The 15,096-nt window shown below is 72.9% G+C and carries 12 protein-coding genes; 3 read left to right on the forward strand and 9 right to left on the reverse strand.

Translation table 11 applies throughout. The features are described 5' to 3' along the window. Positions 1-140 precede the first annotated feature (140 nt). The 6 genes from ACTHAM_RS15000 to ACTHAM_RS15025 form a co-directional block, all read right to left on the reverse strand. Entirely contained in the window at positions 141-3,143 is a 3,003-nt protein-coding gene (locus tag ACTHAM_RS15000; protein WP_440688868.1) for a glycoside hydrolase family 48 protein, read from the reverse strand. Between the two features lie 167 nt (positions 3,144-3,310). Then, positions 3,311-4,084, reverse strand: a complete 774-nt coding sequence (locus tag ACTHAM_RS15005; RefSeq protein ID WP_440688870.1) for an ABC transporter permease — start codon at positions 4,082-4,084, stop codon at positions 3,311-3,313. Next, positions 4,084-5,070: an ABC transporter ATP-binding protein gene (locus tag ACTHAM_RS15010; RefSeq protein WP_440688872.1), complete on the reverse strand. Its 987-nt coding sequence runs from the start codon at positions 5,068-5,070 to the stop codon at positions 4,084-4,086. Before ACTHAM_RS15010 ends, ACTHAM_RS15005 begins: the two co-directional genes overlap by 1 nt. A gap of 69 nt (positions 5,071-5,139) precedes the next feature. Next, the gene (locus tag ACTHAM_RS15015; protein WP_440688874.1) at positions 5,140-5,892 is read right to left on the reverse strand and encodes a hypothetical protein; all 753 of its coding nucleotides are present in this window, start codon (positions 5,890-5,892) and stop codon (positions 5,140-5,142) included. Next, positions 5,889-6,797, reverse strand: coding sequence for an ATP-binding cassette domain-containing protein (locus ACTHAM_RS15020; protein ID WP_440688876.1), 909 nt, complete (start codon positions 6,795-6,797; stop codon positions 5,889-5,891). The genes ACTHAM_RS15015 and ACTHAM_RS15020 overlap by 4 nt, the downstream gene beginning before the upstream one ends. Beyond that, positions 6,794-7,180 (reverse strand): GntR family transcriptional regulator, encoded by a 387-nt coding sequence (locus ACTHAM_RS15025; protein WP_440688878.1) that lies wholly within the window; start codon positions 7,178-7,180, stop codon positions 6,794-6,796. The genes ACTHAM_RS15020 and ACTHAM_RS15025 overlap by 4 nt, the downstream gene beginning before the upstream one ends. 155 nt (positions 7,181-7,335) lie before the next feature. Here ACTHAM_RS15025 and ACTHAM_RS15030 point away from each other — a divergent pair, with 155 nt between their 5' ends. After that, entirely contained in the window at positions 7,336-9,600 is a 2,265-nt protein-coding gene (locus ACTHAM_RS15030) for an LLM class flavin-dependent oxidoreductase (protein WP_440688880.1), read from the forward strand. 51 nt (positions 9,601-9,651) lie between these two features. Here the strand turns inward: ACTHAM_RS15030 and ACTHAM_RS15035 are convergent, their stop codons facing one another. Beyond that, positions 9,652-10,731, reverse strand: a complete 1,080-nt coding sequence (locus ACTHAM_RS15035) for an aspartate-semialdehyde dehydrogenase (RefSeq protein ID WP_440688882.1) — start codon at positions 10,729-10,731, stop codon at positions 9,652-9,654. Positions 10,732-10,736: 5 nt separating this feature from the next. Further along, a complete protein-coding gene (locus ACTHAM_RS15040; protein ID WP_440688884.1) occupies positions 10,737-12,053 on the reverse strand; it encodes an aspartate kinase in 1,317 nt (438 codons plus the stop codon). A 171-nt stretch (positions 12,054-12,224) separates the two neighbouring features. Between ACTHAM_RS15040 and ACTHAM_RS15045 the strand changes: the two genes are divergently transcribed. Both ACTHAM_RS15045 and ACTHAM_RS15050 read left to right on the forward strand, forming a co-directional pair. Then, on the forward strand, positions 12,225-13,277 hold the full coding sequence (locus ACTHAM_RS15045; protein WP_440688886.1) for an ABC transporter ATP-binding protein: 1,053 nt from the start codon (positions 12,225-12,227) through the stop codon (positions 13,275-13,277). Between the two features lie 5 nt (positions 13,278-13,282). Beyond that, positions 13,283-14,422, forward strand: coding sequence for an ABC transporter permease (locus tag ACTHAM_RS15050; protein ID WP_440688888.1), 1,140 nt, complete (start codon positions 13,283-13,285; stop codon positions 14,420-14,422). A gap of 16 nt (positions 14,423-14,438) precedes the next feature. Here the strand turns inward: ACTHAM_RS15050 and ACTHAM_RS15055 are convergent, their stop codons facing one another. Then, positions 14,439-15,083 (reverse strand): TetR/AcrR family transcriptional regulator, encoded by a 645-nt coding sequence (locus tag ACTHAM_RS15055; RefSeq protein WP_440688890.1) that lies wholly within the window; start codon positions 15,081-15,083, stop codon positions 14,439-14,441. Positions 15,084-15,096 lie beyond the last annotated feature (13 nt).

Genomic DNA, 15,096 nt, shown 5'->3' on the forward strand with positions numbered 1-15,096 from the left:
GACATGAGCGAGCATCCCGGACAACTGTCGCCGATGTCCTGAGACATGCTGTCGCCGATGTGCTGAAACCACACACCGCCACCCCGACAGTGACAGCAAGGCCCGGTCCCTCCTGAGGGGCCGGGCCTTGCTGCATCTGGTCAGGCGGTGGTGCAGGCGCTGCCGTTGACCGTGAAGGCCGTCGGCTTCGGGTTGGTGCCCGTGTGCGAGCCGTTGAACCCGATGTCGGTGCTGGCCCCGGGGGCGAGCGTGCCGTTCCATCCGAGGTTCGTGGCCGTCACGGCCGTGCCGGTCTGCGACCACGCGGCGCTCCAGCCCTGCTGGACCTGCTGCCCGCTGGTGAAGGCGAACCGCAGGGTCCAGCCGGTGATCGGGCTGGTGCCGGTGTTGGTGATCCGCACGGAGCCGGTGAAGCCGGTGCTCCAGTCGTTCGTCGTGTACCGCACCGAGCAGGTGCCCACGGGGGTCACCGGCGCGGTGGTCACGGCGAGCGGCGCGGACGCCGCGGACACGTTCCCGGCCACGTCACGGGCGATGACCGTGTACGAGTACGCGGTCGCGGCCGTGAGGCCCGAGTCGGTGAACGAGGTGCCGGTCGGCGAGCCGACGAGCGTGCCGTCGCGGTACACCCGGTAGCCGGCCACACCCGATCCGGTGTCGGTCGACGCCGACCAGGTCAGCGCGACGGACGTCTGGGTGACGTTCGTCGTGGCCAGGCCGGTGGGCACCGTCGGCGCGGTGGTGTCGACGGGTGCGGCGGCGGTCGTGGCCGTCACGGGTGCGGACTGGGCGGAGGTGTTCCCCGCGGCGTCCTTGGCCCGCACGGTGAACGCGTAGGCCGTCGCCGGGGTGAGGCCGGTGGCCGTGAACGTGGTGCCCGTGGCCGACCCGGCGAGGGTGCCGTCGCGGAACACGTCGTACCCGACGACGGCCCGGTCGTCGGTGGACGCCGTCCAGGTGAGCGGGACGGTCGTCGAGGTGACGGTGCCCGCGGCGAGACCGGTGGGCACGCTCGGCGCACTGGTGTCGGGTGTCGAGGTCCCGAACAGGCGGTCGTAGTCGGCCATGGCGCCCGCGATCGCCGTCTGCGCCCAGAACCGGTGGTACCGGAACGTGGGTGCGGCGCCGCCGTCCAGGTAGGCCTGCACCTTCGAGTAGGCGGGGTCGGCCTTGTAGAACGACCGGATGTCCTGGAAGCTCACGCCGGGCTTGATGGCGTCGCCGTTGGGCATCGTGCCGGTCCACCCGGCGGGGATGTAGACCCCGTCGCCGCCGGCGACGTACGTGTCGTCGAACCGCTGGTAGTCGGTGCGGATCTCGACGGCGGACACGCCCAGCGGGTCCTGGTTCTGCGCCCACACGGCGTCGAGCAGGGCCTTGGCCTTGGCCTGCGCCGCCGTGTCACCGGACTTGGCGGCGTAGAACAGCAGCGTGCGGGACAGGTCGCCGGCGACGCCGACGTCCTGGCCGTAGCTCTTGACCGCCACCGACAGCCCCGAGTTCGAGCCGGGGTTGGCCTTGTTCCACGTGTCGGGCTTGCCGGTCCAGGTCAGCTCCGAGGGAATCTGCCACGACGTCGCGGTGACGGTGGTGTTGGCCAGCACCCACGGCACCCACTTGTCGAGGATCGCCTTGGCCTGAGCGTTGCCCGACGCGTAGTACAGCTCGGCGACACGCTGCATGCCCCACGCCTGCATGCCGAACCACTGGTTCGACGGCGGGTCGTTGTACACGGGCGCGACCGTGTAGCCCATGCCGTAGAACGTGGGGGTGCCGGCCGGCGGCGTCGCGTACGCGCCGTCCCAGCTGTTCGTGGCACCACCGGCGATACCGCCCTGCGGCGACTGCAGCCACTGGTAGAACTCCAGCTGGCGCTGCATCGACGTCGACCAGTCGCTCTGCGCGGTGGTCGAGGCGGGGATCAGGTCCGCGTCGGTCGACAGCACCCACGCGGCGAGCGGGTTCTGGTAGCCGAAGTGCGCGTGCGACGAGCCGATGCGCCACGCCCACCCGGCGTTGGTGTCCGTCGCGCCGCCCCACGCGTAGTACCAGGACAGCAGGTAGTGCGCGCTGGTCTTGCCGGTGCCCGCCGCGCACGACGGCGACGTGCAGCCGATGGTCTTGAAGTACTTGTCGAACAGCGCGTACCGCAGGTAGTCGCCCATCTTCGAGGCCTTGTCGACCGTCGCAGCCACGTCGGCGGACTTGCCCTGCGCGGCGGCCCACTGCTTGGCCCAGTAGACGGCCTCGACGGCGCGGGCGTCGGCGTCGGGCGCGTTGGTGTACTTCCACTGCTTGGCGTACGAGGAGTCGCCGGTGAACAGGTCGAGGAAGCCGTTCCTGCCGCCGTACTTGAACTCCTCGCAGGACGGCTGCGGCACCGTCTCCCACACCGACTCCTGCGGGCCGCGCTGGAACGTGTTGATGTACGACGAGCCGGTGGCCGTGGGGCCGAGCTCGCAGCCGGCACCGGCGGTGGCGCCGAAGCCGTACACGTTGTCGACGTCGGCCAACCAGTGCATGCCGTACACGTCGCTGGTGCCGTAGGTCGCCTTGAGCTCGCCGGCGATGGGGTCCTGCCCGGAGCGGACGCCGGAGTTGAGCTGCGACGGGTAGCTGCTCGGGTGGTTGTACTCGGCGGCGTACGTGGCCGGGCTGCTCGCGTTGTAGAACGAGTTGGTCGGCTGGTCGGCCGACGTCGGGATCATGTACGCCTCGAGCGTGGCCCACGCGTGGTTGAGCGGGGCCCAGTCACCGGTGACCTGTCCGTACAGCGCCTCGAGCCACAGCCAGTACGAGTACGCCTCGGACGTGGTCTCGTGGCCGTAGTCGGGGGCCTCGACGATGAGGGTCTCGACCGAGTGGTACGGGATGCCCTGCGCGCTGAAGTAGCCGTTCGCGGGGTCCTTGATCTTCTCGTACATGGTCAGGAAGCGCTGCGTGTACTCCCCGTCGGTCCCGACGACGGCGGCGGGAGCGGCGGCGGGCAGGGCTGCGGACGTGGCGGTGAGCGGCGAGGTCGCGGCAGGGCCGGACCGGGTCGCGGCCGTGGCGGGCGTGAGCCCCGCGACGGCCAGGATCGACGAGGCACCGAGGGCGGCGAACGCCACCCAGGCCGATCGCCGTCGGGTGGATGCGGACATGTGGCGGACCTTTCTGCTGCCCCGGCCCGCCCCCGCGCCTGTGCGAGGGCTGTGAGCCGGGTCCGGACCGGCCCACGATCAGGGTCCGCCGCCGCGGGCGTCCATGGGGCGAAACGCTTCAGACGCTCACCCGGTGGGAGCGTGCCCACCTGGGATCGGCCCCCCGATCACGTCCAGCGGAAGAGCTTGGCCGCCAGCGGCACCCCCACCAGCACCCACACCGCCATGACGACCATCGACGTCGTCGGGAACGGTTCGTCGAACCAGGCCGCGGACAGCGCCTGCGCGCCGGCGCCCACCGGCGACAGCTCGGCGACCTGCCGCAGACCCGCCGGCATCACCTGCAGCGGCACCCACACCCCGCCGAGCAGCAACGACACGAAGTACGCCGTCATGCCGAAGCCCGTCGCCGCACTGGCCGTCGGCGCCACCGCCGCGATGACGGACCCGACCGCGAAGGTCGACAGCGCCGCCAGCAGGAACGCCAGGACGAACACCCCCGGTCGCATGGGCAGCCGCACGCCCAGCACCACGACCGCCAGCCCGAGCGCCAGCGCCACCGCGAGCAGCAGCGCCACGAGGTTCACCACCACCTGCGCGACCAGCAGCTTCCACGGCGGCACCGGGGTGGTGGACATCCGCCGCAGCACCCCGCGCTGCCGGTAGGTGGCCACCAGGGTCGGGAACGTGGTGAACGAGACCGTGGCGATGGCCAGCACGAGCATCGTGGGCGTGAACCCGGTGATCCACGTGATGCCCGCCAGGTCGGGGTCGGTGGTGCTGAACGGCTCGTCCGCCCACGGCATCACCAGGCCCAGCACCAGCAGCAGCAGGGCCGGGAAGAACAGCGCGAAGAACAACGTGCCGGCATCGCGCAGGAACAGCCGCCCCTCGGTCAGGGTGAGCCGGGCCAGCGCAGGCATCGGGTGGGTGGTGGACATCAGCGGACCTCCTCGGCGGTCGCAGCGGCGGGGGCCGTGGCGGGGGCAGTGGCGGGGGCGTCGTCCGGTTCGGTGCCACGCCCCGTGAGCGCGACGAACGCGTCCTCCAGCGAGGCCCGCTCGAGCCGGACGTCGAGCGCACGGACCCCGACCCGGTCGAGCGCGACCAGCGTGTCCTGCACGACGGTCCCGGCGCCGTGCACCTCGACGTGACCGTCGCCAGGCAGGACCTGGGAGACGGTCGGCAGCGCACCGAGCGCCGCGAGCTCGTCGGGGACCAGCAGCCTGGACGGCCTGAGTCGCAGGACCTCCGCGCCCGAGGCGCGCGCCACGACCTCGTCCGGCGTGCCGGTGACCACGACACGCCCGGCGTCGATGAGCGCCAGCCGGTCGCACAGCCGCTCGGCCTCCTCCATCAGGTGCGTGACCAGCACGATCGTGACGCCCCGCTCACGGATGCGCTCGATCACGCCCCACGTCTCACGGCGCGCGTGCGGGTCCAGACCGGTGGTCAGCTCGTCGAGGATCGCCACCGTGGGGTTGCCCACCAGTGCGAGCGCCACGGACAGCCGCTGCTTCTGCCCGCCCGACAGCTTGTCGAACGGCGCCTCGGCCCGGTCGGCCAGCCCCAGCGCGTCGAGCAGCTCGACGGGGTCGGCGGGGTCGTCGTAGAACGACGCGTACAGCTCGAGGGCCTCGCGGGGGCGCAGCCGGGCCGGCATCGCCGACTCCTGCAGCTGCAGACCCACCCGTTGACGCAGGTGCGCCGCGTCGTGGTGCGGGTCGAGTCCCAGCACCCGCACCGTGCCGGAGTCCTGCGTGCGCAGGCCGCCGACGATCTCGACGGTCGTCGTCTTGCCCGCGCCGTTGCGGCCGAGGATCCCGAAGATCTCGCCCTCCTGGACCTCGAGGCTGACGTCGTCGACCGCGACGGTGCTGCCGTACCGCTTGTGCAGGTGCTCGACCTGGATGACTGGTGCGCTCATGACGACCCCCTGAGCTCGGACGATGGAACCGGACGGACGTGCGACGGACGAGCCGAGGATCGCCCGACGTCAGGCGGACGGCCGGGAGACGGCGGTGCGCCGGGCGACGGCCGCGAAGGCGAATGCGACGATCACCGCGAGCAGGACGACGATCGCGATCGCACCGGGTGTGCCACCCACCACGTCGGCGGCCGTGGGGAGCGTCTCGACGGTGAGCAGACCCCCGGTGAGCAGGATCGGCCCGACCGTGAACGGCAGCATCAACGTGCCCCACCACCCACCGCGCGCCTGGTAGACGGCGCCGACCAGCAGGCCGCACAGGGTGGCCAGCACGAACGTCAACGTGTGGTCGAGGAAGACCAGGCCGGCACGCACCTGCTCGGTCTCGACCCCCAGCACCTGCATGCGCCACGTCCAGCCGTTCGCCAGGTACCACCATCGCTCGACGAGCAGACCCACCGTCATCAGCATGGCGTAGAGCGCACCGACGGCCACCGCGCAGGCGATCGCCCCGCGCACGTACGTGCGGCGTGTCATCCCGGCGGCCAGGTGCGGGGCCAGGTGGCTGGTCGCCAGCACGATGTGCATCGAGAACGGGAACCAGATCCCGGCCTGCCGCGCCTGGGCGAGGACCGACGCGTCGGGCTCGGCGTACCGGTGCAGCACGACGCCGAGCACGACGACAGCCGCGAACAGGATCGCCCAGAACCAGCGGCCGACGGACAGCTGTGCGGCCAGCAGGCGGCGGGCGGTGCGGATCGAGGGGCCGCCCGGTCGGGCGGTGCGGGCGACGGGCCCGGTCGGTGCGGTGAGCGCGGTCATGGCCGGGCCTCCTGGGCTGCGGGCAGCGCCGGGGCGCCGTCGGCGGTGAGATGCACGAACAGGTCCTGCAGCGGTACCGGCCCGAGCTCGAGCCCTGCCGCCGTCGCCGCGCGGGTCTCGGTCTCGTCGAGCGCGCCCAGCAGCGTGACCTGCGCGGTACCGCCGAGCCGCTGGCGGCCCAGCACGGTGCGACCGACGACGAACGCCTCGACGGCGTCGACCGGGCCGGTGACGGACAGCCCGTGGCTGCGCAGCCGCTCGGCGTCCTCGCTGAGCAGCACCCGCCCGTGGTCGAGCACGACCACGTCCTCCAGCAGCCGGTCGATCTCGGAGATGAGGTGGCTGGACAGGACGATGGTGCGGGGGTGCTCGACGTAGTCGGCGACCAGCGCGTCGTAGAACGCGTACCGGGAGGGGGCGTCCAGGCCGAGGTGCACCTCGTCGAGCAGGGTCAGGCGGGCGCGGCTGGCCAGCCCGAGCACGATGCCGAACGCGGAGCGCTTGCCGCGGGAGAGCTTGTCGGGGCGCCGGCGCACGTCGAGCTCGAACCGGTCCAGCAGCGTGCCGGCCAGCTCGTGGGAGAAGTCGGGGCGGGCGTCGGCGACCATGCTGATCGTGGCGCTGAGCCGCTCGGACACGAGCACGTCGCCCGACTCGCGCACCAGGTGCACGTGCGGGGCGATCCGCTCGTTCTCCCACGGGTCCTCGCCGTCGACCAGCACCTGCCCGCCGCTGGGGCGGCGGAACGCGGCGGCGACCGACAGCAGCGTGGTCTTGCCGGACCCGTTGCGTCCGAGCAGCCCGGTGAGCGTGCCGGCGCGGATGTCGAGGTCGACGTCCTGCAGGGCGGTCGTGCTGCCGTAGCGCACGGTGAGCCCGCGGGCCGTCAGGTGGAACCCTGTCATGGGGCGTCTCCTGCCGTGGTCGGGATGTCGGTGGCGCGGCTGCGCAGGTGGGCCACGACGTCCTCGACGGCGATGCCGAGCACGCGGGCCTGGTCGAGCACGGGGTCGACGACCTCGGTGAGGAACGCCTCGCGGCGGGCGGCGAGCAGGCGGTCGCGGGCGCCGGGGGCGACGAACATGCCGATGCCGCGGCGCTTGTAGAGCACGCCCTCGTCGACGAGCTCGGCGAACGCCTTGGCGGCCGTCGCGGGGTTGATCCGGAACGTCGTGGCGTACTGGGTGGTCGACATGACCTGCTCCTCGGCAGCGAGCGCTCCGCGCAGGACGTCCTCGCGGATCTGGTCGGCGATCTGCAGGTAGAGGGGGTCGCGGCCGTCGAACACGGGCAGCCTCCTCCGGGTGGCGCGACGGCGGCCGGTCGGCTCGTCGCGGTTCATTGGTTCGTTACTCGACTAATGAACCACAGGGCCACCCCTGGCGCAACAGGCGACCGTCATAGTCTTGGCGCCGACGACATCTCGAGAGGGCGGCGGCACGCATGGCGGACTACGGACACGAGCTCACGTTCGGCACGTTCCTCACCCCGCAGAATGCCGACCCGCACGCCGCGGTCGCCCTCGCCGTGCACACCGAGGACGTCGGGCTCGACCTCGTCACGTTCCAGGACCACCCGTACCAGCCCGCGTTCCTCGACACCTGGACCCTGCTCAGCTGGGTCGCCGCCCGCACCTCGCGCGTGCACGTCGCCGCCAACGTGGCCAACCTCCCCCTGCGCCCACCGGCCGTGCTCGCCCGGGCCGTGGCCAGCCTGGACCTGCTGTCCGGCGGCCGCGCCGAGCTCGGGCTCGGCGCCGGGGCATTCTGGGACGCCATCGAGGCCATGGGCGGCACCCGACTCACCCCCGGGCAGGCCGTCGACGCCCTCAGCGAGGCCATCGACGTCATCCGCGGCCTGTGGGACCCCCGCGACCGCACCCCGCTACGGGCCGGCGGCGAGCACCACCACGTGCACGGAGCCAAGCGCGGACCCGCCCCCGCGCACCACGTCGGCATCTGGGTCGGCGCGTACAAGCCGCGCATGCTCCGCCTCGTCGGACGCCAGGCCGACGGCTGGCTGCCCACCCTCGGCCGTCTGCAGCCCGGCGACCTCGCCACCGGCAACGACACCATCGACGCCGCCGCCCGCGACGCCGGACGCGACCCCCGCGAGATCCGGCGCCTGCTGAACATCGGCGGGCAGTTCACCGCTGCCTCCGAGGGGGGCCTGGTCGGACCCGTCTCGCAGTGGGTCGACGAGCTCGTCCGGCTCGCACTCGAGCACGGCACCGGCACGTTCGTGCTGGCCACCGACGACCCGCAGGCCATCCGCACGTTCGCCGAGCACGTCGCCCCGTCCGTGCGCGACCAGGTCGCCGCCGCCCGCGCCTCCGCCGGCACCGGTCCCGGGCCTGCACGCCCCGCCGCCGCCCTCGCCCTGCGCACCGAAGGCATCGACTACGACGCCGTGCCCCCCGGGCTCGACGCCGTCGAACCGGGCGACCGACGCTACGACGACGTGCGCTCCACGTACATGCGTCGCGGCCGGCCCGGGATCGTGCTGCTCCCCCGCGACGTCGACGGCGTCGTCGCCGCCCTGGAGTACGCCCGCGACCAGCGCGGCCCCCTGGCCGTCCGCTCCGCCGGGCACGGCATCTCCGGACGCTCCACCAACCACGGCGGCGTCGTGCTCGACGTCGGCGCGCTCGACCGCATCGAGATCGTCGACGAGGCCACCCGCCGCATCCGTGTCGGCGCCGGCGCCACCTGGGGCGAGGTGTCCGCCGCCCTCGCCCCGCGCAGCTGGGCCGTCACCGCGGTCGACCACGGCGGTGTCGGGGTCGGCGGCCTGGCCACGTCCGGGGGCATCGGCCTGCTGTCCCGCCGGCACGGCATGACGATCGACCACGTGGTGGCCGCCGAGATCGTGCTCGCCGACGGCACCGTGCACCAGGTCGACGCCGAGCACGAACCCGAGCTGTTCTGGGGGCTGCGCGGCGCCGGGGGGAACCTCGGCATCGTCACCTGGGTCGAGATGCTCGCGTTCGAGCTGCCCGAGGTGGTGCTGGCCACCATGGCGTTCGACGCCACCGACACCACCAACCTGATCGCCCGGTGGGGTCAGTTCGTCGAAGAAGCACCCCGCGAGGTGACGAGCTTCCTGCACCTGTCGGCCGGGCGCCGCGGGCGCGGCCCCCTCGCGCAGACCACCACCGTGTGGGCGGGCGACGACACCCAGGCCGCCGTGGCCGCGTTCGAACCCCTGCTCGGTGCCGGGCCGATGCTCGACCACCGCGCGCAGCTCACCCCGTACGCGGGGATCGTGGGGCCCGTCACCGAGCACCACGTCGGCGACGCCCCGCCGACCAGCCGCTCCGGCCTGCTCCCCCGGCTCAGCTCCATGGCCGCCGCCGACCTCGGCTCGCTGCTGCGCGGCGGCGAGGCGAGCGTCATCCAGCTGCGCGCCGTCGGCGGCGCCATCAACGACGTGCCGGCCGACGCCACGGCGTACGGGCACCGCCACCAGCTGTTCGCCGTCGCGGCGTTCGGCGACCTGCCCGAACGTCAGGGCCTGGACGACGCCTGGGACGAGCTGGCCCACCCGCACATGGACGGGCTCTACGCGCCCTTCGAGACCGACCCCCGGCCCGCGCGCCTGCTCGAGGCGTACCCGCCGGCGACCCTGGCCCGGCTGCGTGCGCTCAAGCGGGCGGTCGACCCCGAGCACGTGTTCGACCAGAACCTGCCGATCGACCCGCGCGACTGACGCCGACGACGTCCGGGGCCGACCGCCTGCTCGGCGGCCGACCCCGGGTCGTCAGTGCTCGCTGCCTGCGGGCAACCGACCGGCGGCCACCAGCTCGGCGATCTGCACCGCGTTCAGCGCGGCACCCTTGCGCAGGTTGTCGTTGCTGACGAACAGCACCAGGCCACGGCCGTCGGCGACCGACTGGTCCTGCCGGATGCGGCCGACCAGCGACGGGTCGACACCCGCCGCCTTCAGCGGCGTCGGCACGTCCTCCAGCTGCACACCGGGGGCGTCGGCCAGCAGCTCGGTGGCCCGTTCGACCGACAGCGGCCGGTCGAACTCGGCGTTGATCGACAGCGAGTGACCCGTGAACACCGGCACGCGCACGCAGGTGCCGGCGACCAGCAGCTGCGGGATGTCGAGGATCTTGCGCGACTCGTTGCGCAGCTTCTGCTCCTCGTCGGTCTCCCGCGAGCCGTCCTCGACGATCGAACCGGCCAGGGGGATCACGTCGAACGCGATCGGCGCGACGTACTTGACCGGCTCCGGGAACGTCACCGCGCCACCGTCGTGCACGAGCGCGAGCGTGTCCTGCTCGACGGCCGCACGGACCTGCGAGTCGAGCTCGGTGGCCCCGGCCAGACCCGAGCCGGAGACCGCCTGGAAGGTCGTCACGGTCAGCCGGCGCAGGCCCGCCTCGTCGTGCAGCACCTTGAGCACGGGCATCGCGGCCATGGTCGTGCAGTTCGGGTTCGCGACGATGCCCTTGCGGGCCTCGGCCAGCGCACCCGGGTTCACCTCGGACACGATCAGCGGCACGTCGGGGTCCAGGCGCCACGCCGAGGAGTTGTCGACCACCAGCGCACCGGCGGCGGCGAACCGGGGCGCGTGCACCTTGCTGGTGCCGCCGCCCGCCGAGAAGAGCGCCACGTCGATGCCGGACAGGTCGGCCGTCTCGACGTCCTCGACCACGACGTCCGTGCCGCGCCACGGCAACGTGCGACCGGCCGAACGTGCCGAGGCGAAGTAGCGGATGCTCGCCACCGGGAAGTCGCGCTCGTCGAGCAGGCGGCGCATGACCGCACCGACCTGACCGGTCGCGCCGACCACCGCGACGTGCAGCCCTGCTGCGTTGTCCTGGAGCGCCATGCCCATCACCTTCCGGTCCCGCCGTACACGACGGCCTCGTCCGACTCGGAGTCCAGCTCGAACGCGGTGTGCACCGCGCGGACCGCCTCGTCGAGGGAGTCCGCCCGCGTGACCACGGAGATACGGATCTCCGAGGTCGAGATCATCTCGATGTTGATGCCGGCCTCCGACAGCGCCGCGAACAGCCGCGCCGAGACACCGGGGTGCGACTTCATGCCGGCACCGATGAGCGAGAGCTTGCCGATCGTGTCGTCGTACTGCAGCGACGCGAAGCCGATCTCCGGCTGGTGCTCGGTGAGCTTGGCCGTGGCGGCCGCCCCGTCCGTGGCGGGCAGCGTGAACGAGATGTCCGTCAGGCCCGTGGCCGCGACCGACACGTTCTGCACGATCATGTCGATGTTGACGCCCGCCGAGGCGACGACCTCGAAGATGCGGGCGGCCTTGCCCGGCACGTCGGGCACGCCGACCACGGTGATCTTGGCCTCGCTGCGGTCGTGCGCGACGCCGGCGATGATCGGCTGCTCCATGGTGGCTCCCTCGGCGGTGGCGGGATCTGTGGCGGGACCTGCTGTGGCGGACGCGGGTGCGGGCACGTCGGTGACCAGCGTGCCCGGGTGGGACGAGAACGAGGAGCGCACGTGCACCGGCACGTGGTAACGCCGGGCGTACTCGACGCAGCGCAGCACCAGTACCTTGGCGCCCGACGCGGCCATCTCGAGCATCTCGTCGTAGCTGATGCGGTCGATCTTGCGGGCGGCCGGCACGATGCGCGGGTCGGCGGTGAACACGCCGTCGACATCGGTGTAGATCTCGCAGACGTCGGCCTTCAGCGCGGCAGCCAGGGCGACGGCCGTGGTGTCCGAACCGCCACGGCCCAGCGTCGTCACGTCGTTGGTCGAGGGGTTGACCCCCTGGAACCCGGCGACGATCGCGACCGACCCCTCGGCGACGGTCGTCGCGATCCGGCTCGGTGAGACGTCGATGATGCGGGCCTTGCCGTACGACTCGTCGGTGATGACACCGGCCTGCTGCCCGGTGAACGACTTCGCGTCGACGCCCAGGTTGTGGATCGCCATGGCCAGCAGCGCCATCGAGATGCGCTCACCGGCCGTCAGCAGGATGTCCATCTCGCGCTGCGGGGGCAGCGGCGTGACCTGCTGCGCGAGGTCGATGAGCTCGTCGGTGGTGTCGCCCATGGCGGAGACGACCACGACGACGTCGTTGCCCGCGCGCTTGGCCTCGGCGACCCGCTTCGCGACGCGCTTGATGCTGGCGGCGTCCGCGACGGAGGAACCGCCGTACTTCTGCACGATCAGGGCCACGATGAGTCTCCGGAGGCGAAGGAGCGGGTCCTGGCGAGTCTAGGACGGGACCAGAGTGCGGACTCCCCGAGTTCCGCATGACGGACGGGCTGCCGGGACCCTCACAGGTTCTGCACGGGCGGGTCAGCGGTTTGGCTCCGGGCGCCTACGGCCCGGCCCTAGGTTGGGCGCATGCCCAGCCCGGTCGACGAGACCCCGCCCGACGTCCCCGCCATCCCGCCAGCAGCGGCAGCGCCCGCTGCCCCCGCCGTGGCGGCCGCCCCCGACGCCGCCAGCCACGGGATCGTCGTGCGCCGGCTGCACCGCTCGTTCGGCACCGTGCGCGCCCTGGACAGCGTCGACCTGGTGGCCCGCCCCGGCGCCGTGACCGCGCTGGTCGGCCCCAACGGCTCCGGCAAGACGACGCTGCTGCTGGTGCTGGCCGGTCTGCTGGTGCCGGACTCCGGCGAGGTGCGCGTGGCCGGGCACGACCCCGTGGCCGACGGCCCGCTGGCCCGGGCCCGCACCGGCTGGATGCCCGACGCGTTCGGCACCTGGGACTCCCTGACCGCCCGCGAGGTGCTGCTCACGTTCGCCGCCGCGTCGTGGATCTCGCCCGGTGCGGCCCGCCGCCGCGTGGACGAGCTGCTCGCCACCGTGCACCTGACCGAGTACGCCGACCGGCACGCGAGCGTGCTCTCCCGCGGCCAGAAGCAGCGGCTGGGCCTGGCCCGCGCACTCGTGCACGACCCGCAGGTGCTGCTGCTCGACGAACCGGCCAGCGGGCTGGACCCCCGCTCGCGCGTGGACCTGCGGGTGCTGCTGCGCGAGCTGGCCGACCAGGGCCGCACGATCCTCGTCTCGAGCCACGTGCTGACCGAGCTGGAGGAGATGGCCGACGACGCCGTGTTCGTCTCGCGCGGCCGCACCGTCACCGAGGGCGCGTTCGACCCGTCCGCGGGTGCACCGCGCGCCTGGCGCGTGCGGGCCCTGGAGCTCCCCGCGCTGACCGCCTGGTTGACCTCGGTGGGGGCTGCGTGGAGCCCGGACGACGGAGGCCCGTTCGACCCCCTGGCACCGGTGACCGCCGGACCCGGCGCGGTGCTGGTGCAGGTCGCCGACGAGGAGGGCGCCGCCCTGCTGATCCGTGACGCGGTCACGGCCGGCGTCCCGCTGGTCTCGGTGGCCCCGGCCGGTGGTGCGCTCGAGCAGGCGTACCTGGCCCTCGACGAGGAACGACGGTGAGCACGATGAGCGCGGTGTCCCTCGACGAGCAGCACGACCCGACCGACGGCGGGCCGACGCTCGTGCCGCCTACGCGGCGCAGCCCGTGGAACATGACCTGGCACGGCATCCGGACGGTCGCGGTGCTCGACCTGCGCCAGCGGGTGCGGTCCACCCGCTGGATCGTCGCGCTGGTCGCGTGGTTCCTGCTCGTGGGGGCGATCACGCTGCTGTCCACCGGGGCGGTCTCCAGCACGTGGGGTGCGGACTCCTCGCCGTCGCAGTACGGACCGCTGCTGTTCGGCATCGTCACGTTCCTGGTGCTCGGACTCGGTCTGCTGGTGACCCCGACGCTGACGTCGACGGCCGTCAACGGCGACCGCAACGCGGGCACGCTGGCCACCTTGCAGGTCACGCTGCTCACGCCCGCGGAGATCGCGATGGGCAAGCTGCTGGCTGCCTGGGCGGCGTCGCTGGCGTTCCTCGCGGTGAGCCTGCCGTTCCTGGGGCTGGCACTGGCGTTCGGCGGCACACCGGTGTGGGCGATCGTGCGGGTCACCGTGCTCGTGGCCCTGCTGCTGGCAGCCGTGTGCGGGATCGGGATCGGCCTGTCCGCGCTGACGGCCCGCACGGCGGGCTCCACCGTGCTCACGTTCGTCACGGTGGCGACCCTGACGATCTTCTCGCTGATCTTCTACGCGGTGACGTTCCCGTCGATCACGACCACCGAGCAGGTCGAGGTCTACGGGATGCCGCCCACCTGGGACTACACGGAGGACGAGTCCCCGGACTGCGAGTGGAGCACGCAGGAGCGCGACGTGATGCACACCGAGCGCACGTGGTGGCTGCTGGGCATGAACCCGTTCGTGGTCGTCGCCGACGGTGCCGGCACCGGCGACCTGGAGAACCGCACCGACCCGCTCGCCGGCATCCGTGACGGTGTGCGTGCGCTGCGTGCCGGACCGGACCCGCAGGTGGACGAGTGCTGGTCGTGGGGCTACACGGGCGAGGGCGACGCGGTGCAGCAGGCCGAGGTCTCCGACGCACCGGTGTGGCCGTGGGGCCTGGCGTTCAACCTGCTGCTGGGTGCGGCCGGGTTCGCGGTGGCCGTGCGACGGCTGACGATCCCCCAGCATACCCTGGCCCGCGGGACGCGTGTGGCCTGACGCGCGGGCGGCTCGTTCAGCCGTTCCGGGCGGCGCGGACCAGTGCCGTGCCGGCCTGCACGAGCGCCTCGGTGACCGCCTCGGGCGTGCCGACGTCGCCGGCGACCATCGCGCCGTCGCGCAGCATGCCGAGCTGGAGGGCGATCCGGTCGGGCTCGGGGACGCCGAGCCGTGCCAGCAGGTCCGCGGCGGTGCGCAGCAGGTGCCGTCGGTGCTGCTCGACGACCAGGCGGACCGGGTGCTGCGGGTCGGGGTACTCGGCGGCGGCGTTGATGAACGGGCAGCCGTGGAACCCCGGCGAGCAGGCCTGCGCGCCGACGGCCCGGGCGTAGGTGCGCAGCACGTGGGCCGGGTCGTCGGGGCGCTCGCCGGCCCAGGCGTCCAGCTGCGCCTCTTCGCGTTCGGCGACGGCGGTCAGGTAGGCCACGACCAGGTCGTCCTTGGTCGGGAAGTGGCGGTAGAACGTGGCCTTGGTGACGCCGACCTCGGCGATGAGGGCATCGGCGCTGACCGCGCGGATGCCCTGCGTGTAGAACCGCGCGGCGGCGATCTCGAGGATCCGGGCGGCGACCGGCGACTGCCCACCGTCGCGTCCAGGGCGGCCGACGACCGTGCGTCCGGCGGGGGGCTCGGTCTGCCCGGCGGGTGCAGACGCGGTCATCTTCGTCTCCTGG

This window comes from Cellulomonas soli (assembly GCF_052036975.1).
In the GTDB taxonomy this organism is placed as follows: Bacteria; Actinomycetota; Actinomycetes; order Actinomycetales; family Cellulomonadaceae; genus Cellulomonas; species Cellulomonas soli_A.

Bases quoted from the DNA above. Each gene is read 5' to 3' on its own strand.
- ACTHAM_RS15030 (WP_440688880.1), top strand. From the start codon at position 7,336: ATGGCGGACTACGGACACGAGCTCACGTTCGGCACGTTCCTCACCCCG.
- ACTHAM_RS15000 (WP_440688868.1), bottom strand. From the start codon at position 3,143: ATGTCCGCATCCACCCGACGGCGATCGGCCTGGGTGGCGTTCGCCGCC.
- ACTHAM_RS15005 (WP_440688870.1), bottom strand. From the start codon at position 4,084: ATGTCCACCACCCACCCGATGCCTGCGCTGGCCCGGCTCACCCTGACC.
- ACTHAM_RS15035 (WP_440688882.1), bottom strand. From the start codon at position 10,731: ATGGCGCTCCAGGACAACGCAGCAGGGCTGCACGTCGCGGTGGTCGGC.
- ACTHAM_RS15050 (WP_440688888.1), top strand. From the start codon at position 13,283: ATGAGCGCGGTGTCCCTCGACGAGCAGCACGACCCGACCGACGGCGGG.
- ACTHAM_RS15015 (WP_440688874.1), bottom strand. From the start codon at position 5,892: ATGACCGCGCTCACCGCACCGACCGGGCCCGTCGCCCGCACCGCCCGA.
- ACTHAM_RS15020 (WP_440688876.1), bottom strand. From the start codon at position 6,797: ATGACAGGGTTCCACCTGACGGCCCGCGGGCTCACCGTGCGCTACGGC.
- ACTHAM_RS15055 (WP_440688890.1), bottom strand. From the start codon at position 15,083: ATGACCGCGTCTGCACCCGCCGGGCAGACCGAGCCCCCCGCCGGACGC.
- ACTHAM_RS15010 (WP_440688872.1), bottom strand. From the start codon at position 5,070: ATGAGCGCACCAGTCATCCAGGTCGAGCACCTGCACAAGCGGTACGGC.
- ACTHAM_RS15045 (WP_440688886.1), top strand. From the start codon at position 12,225: ATGCCCAGCCCGGTCGACGAGACCCCGCCCGACGTCCCCGCCATCCCG.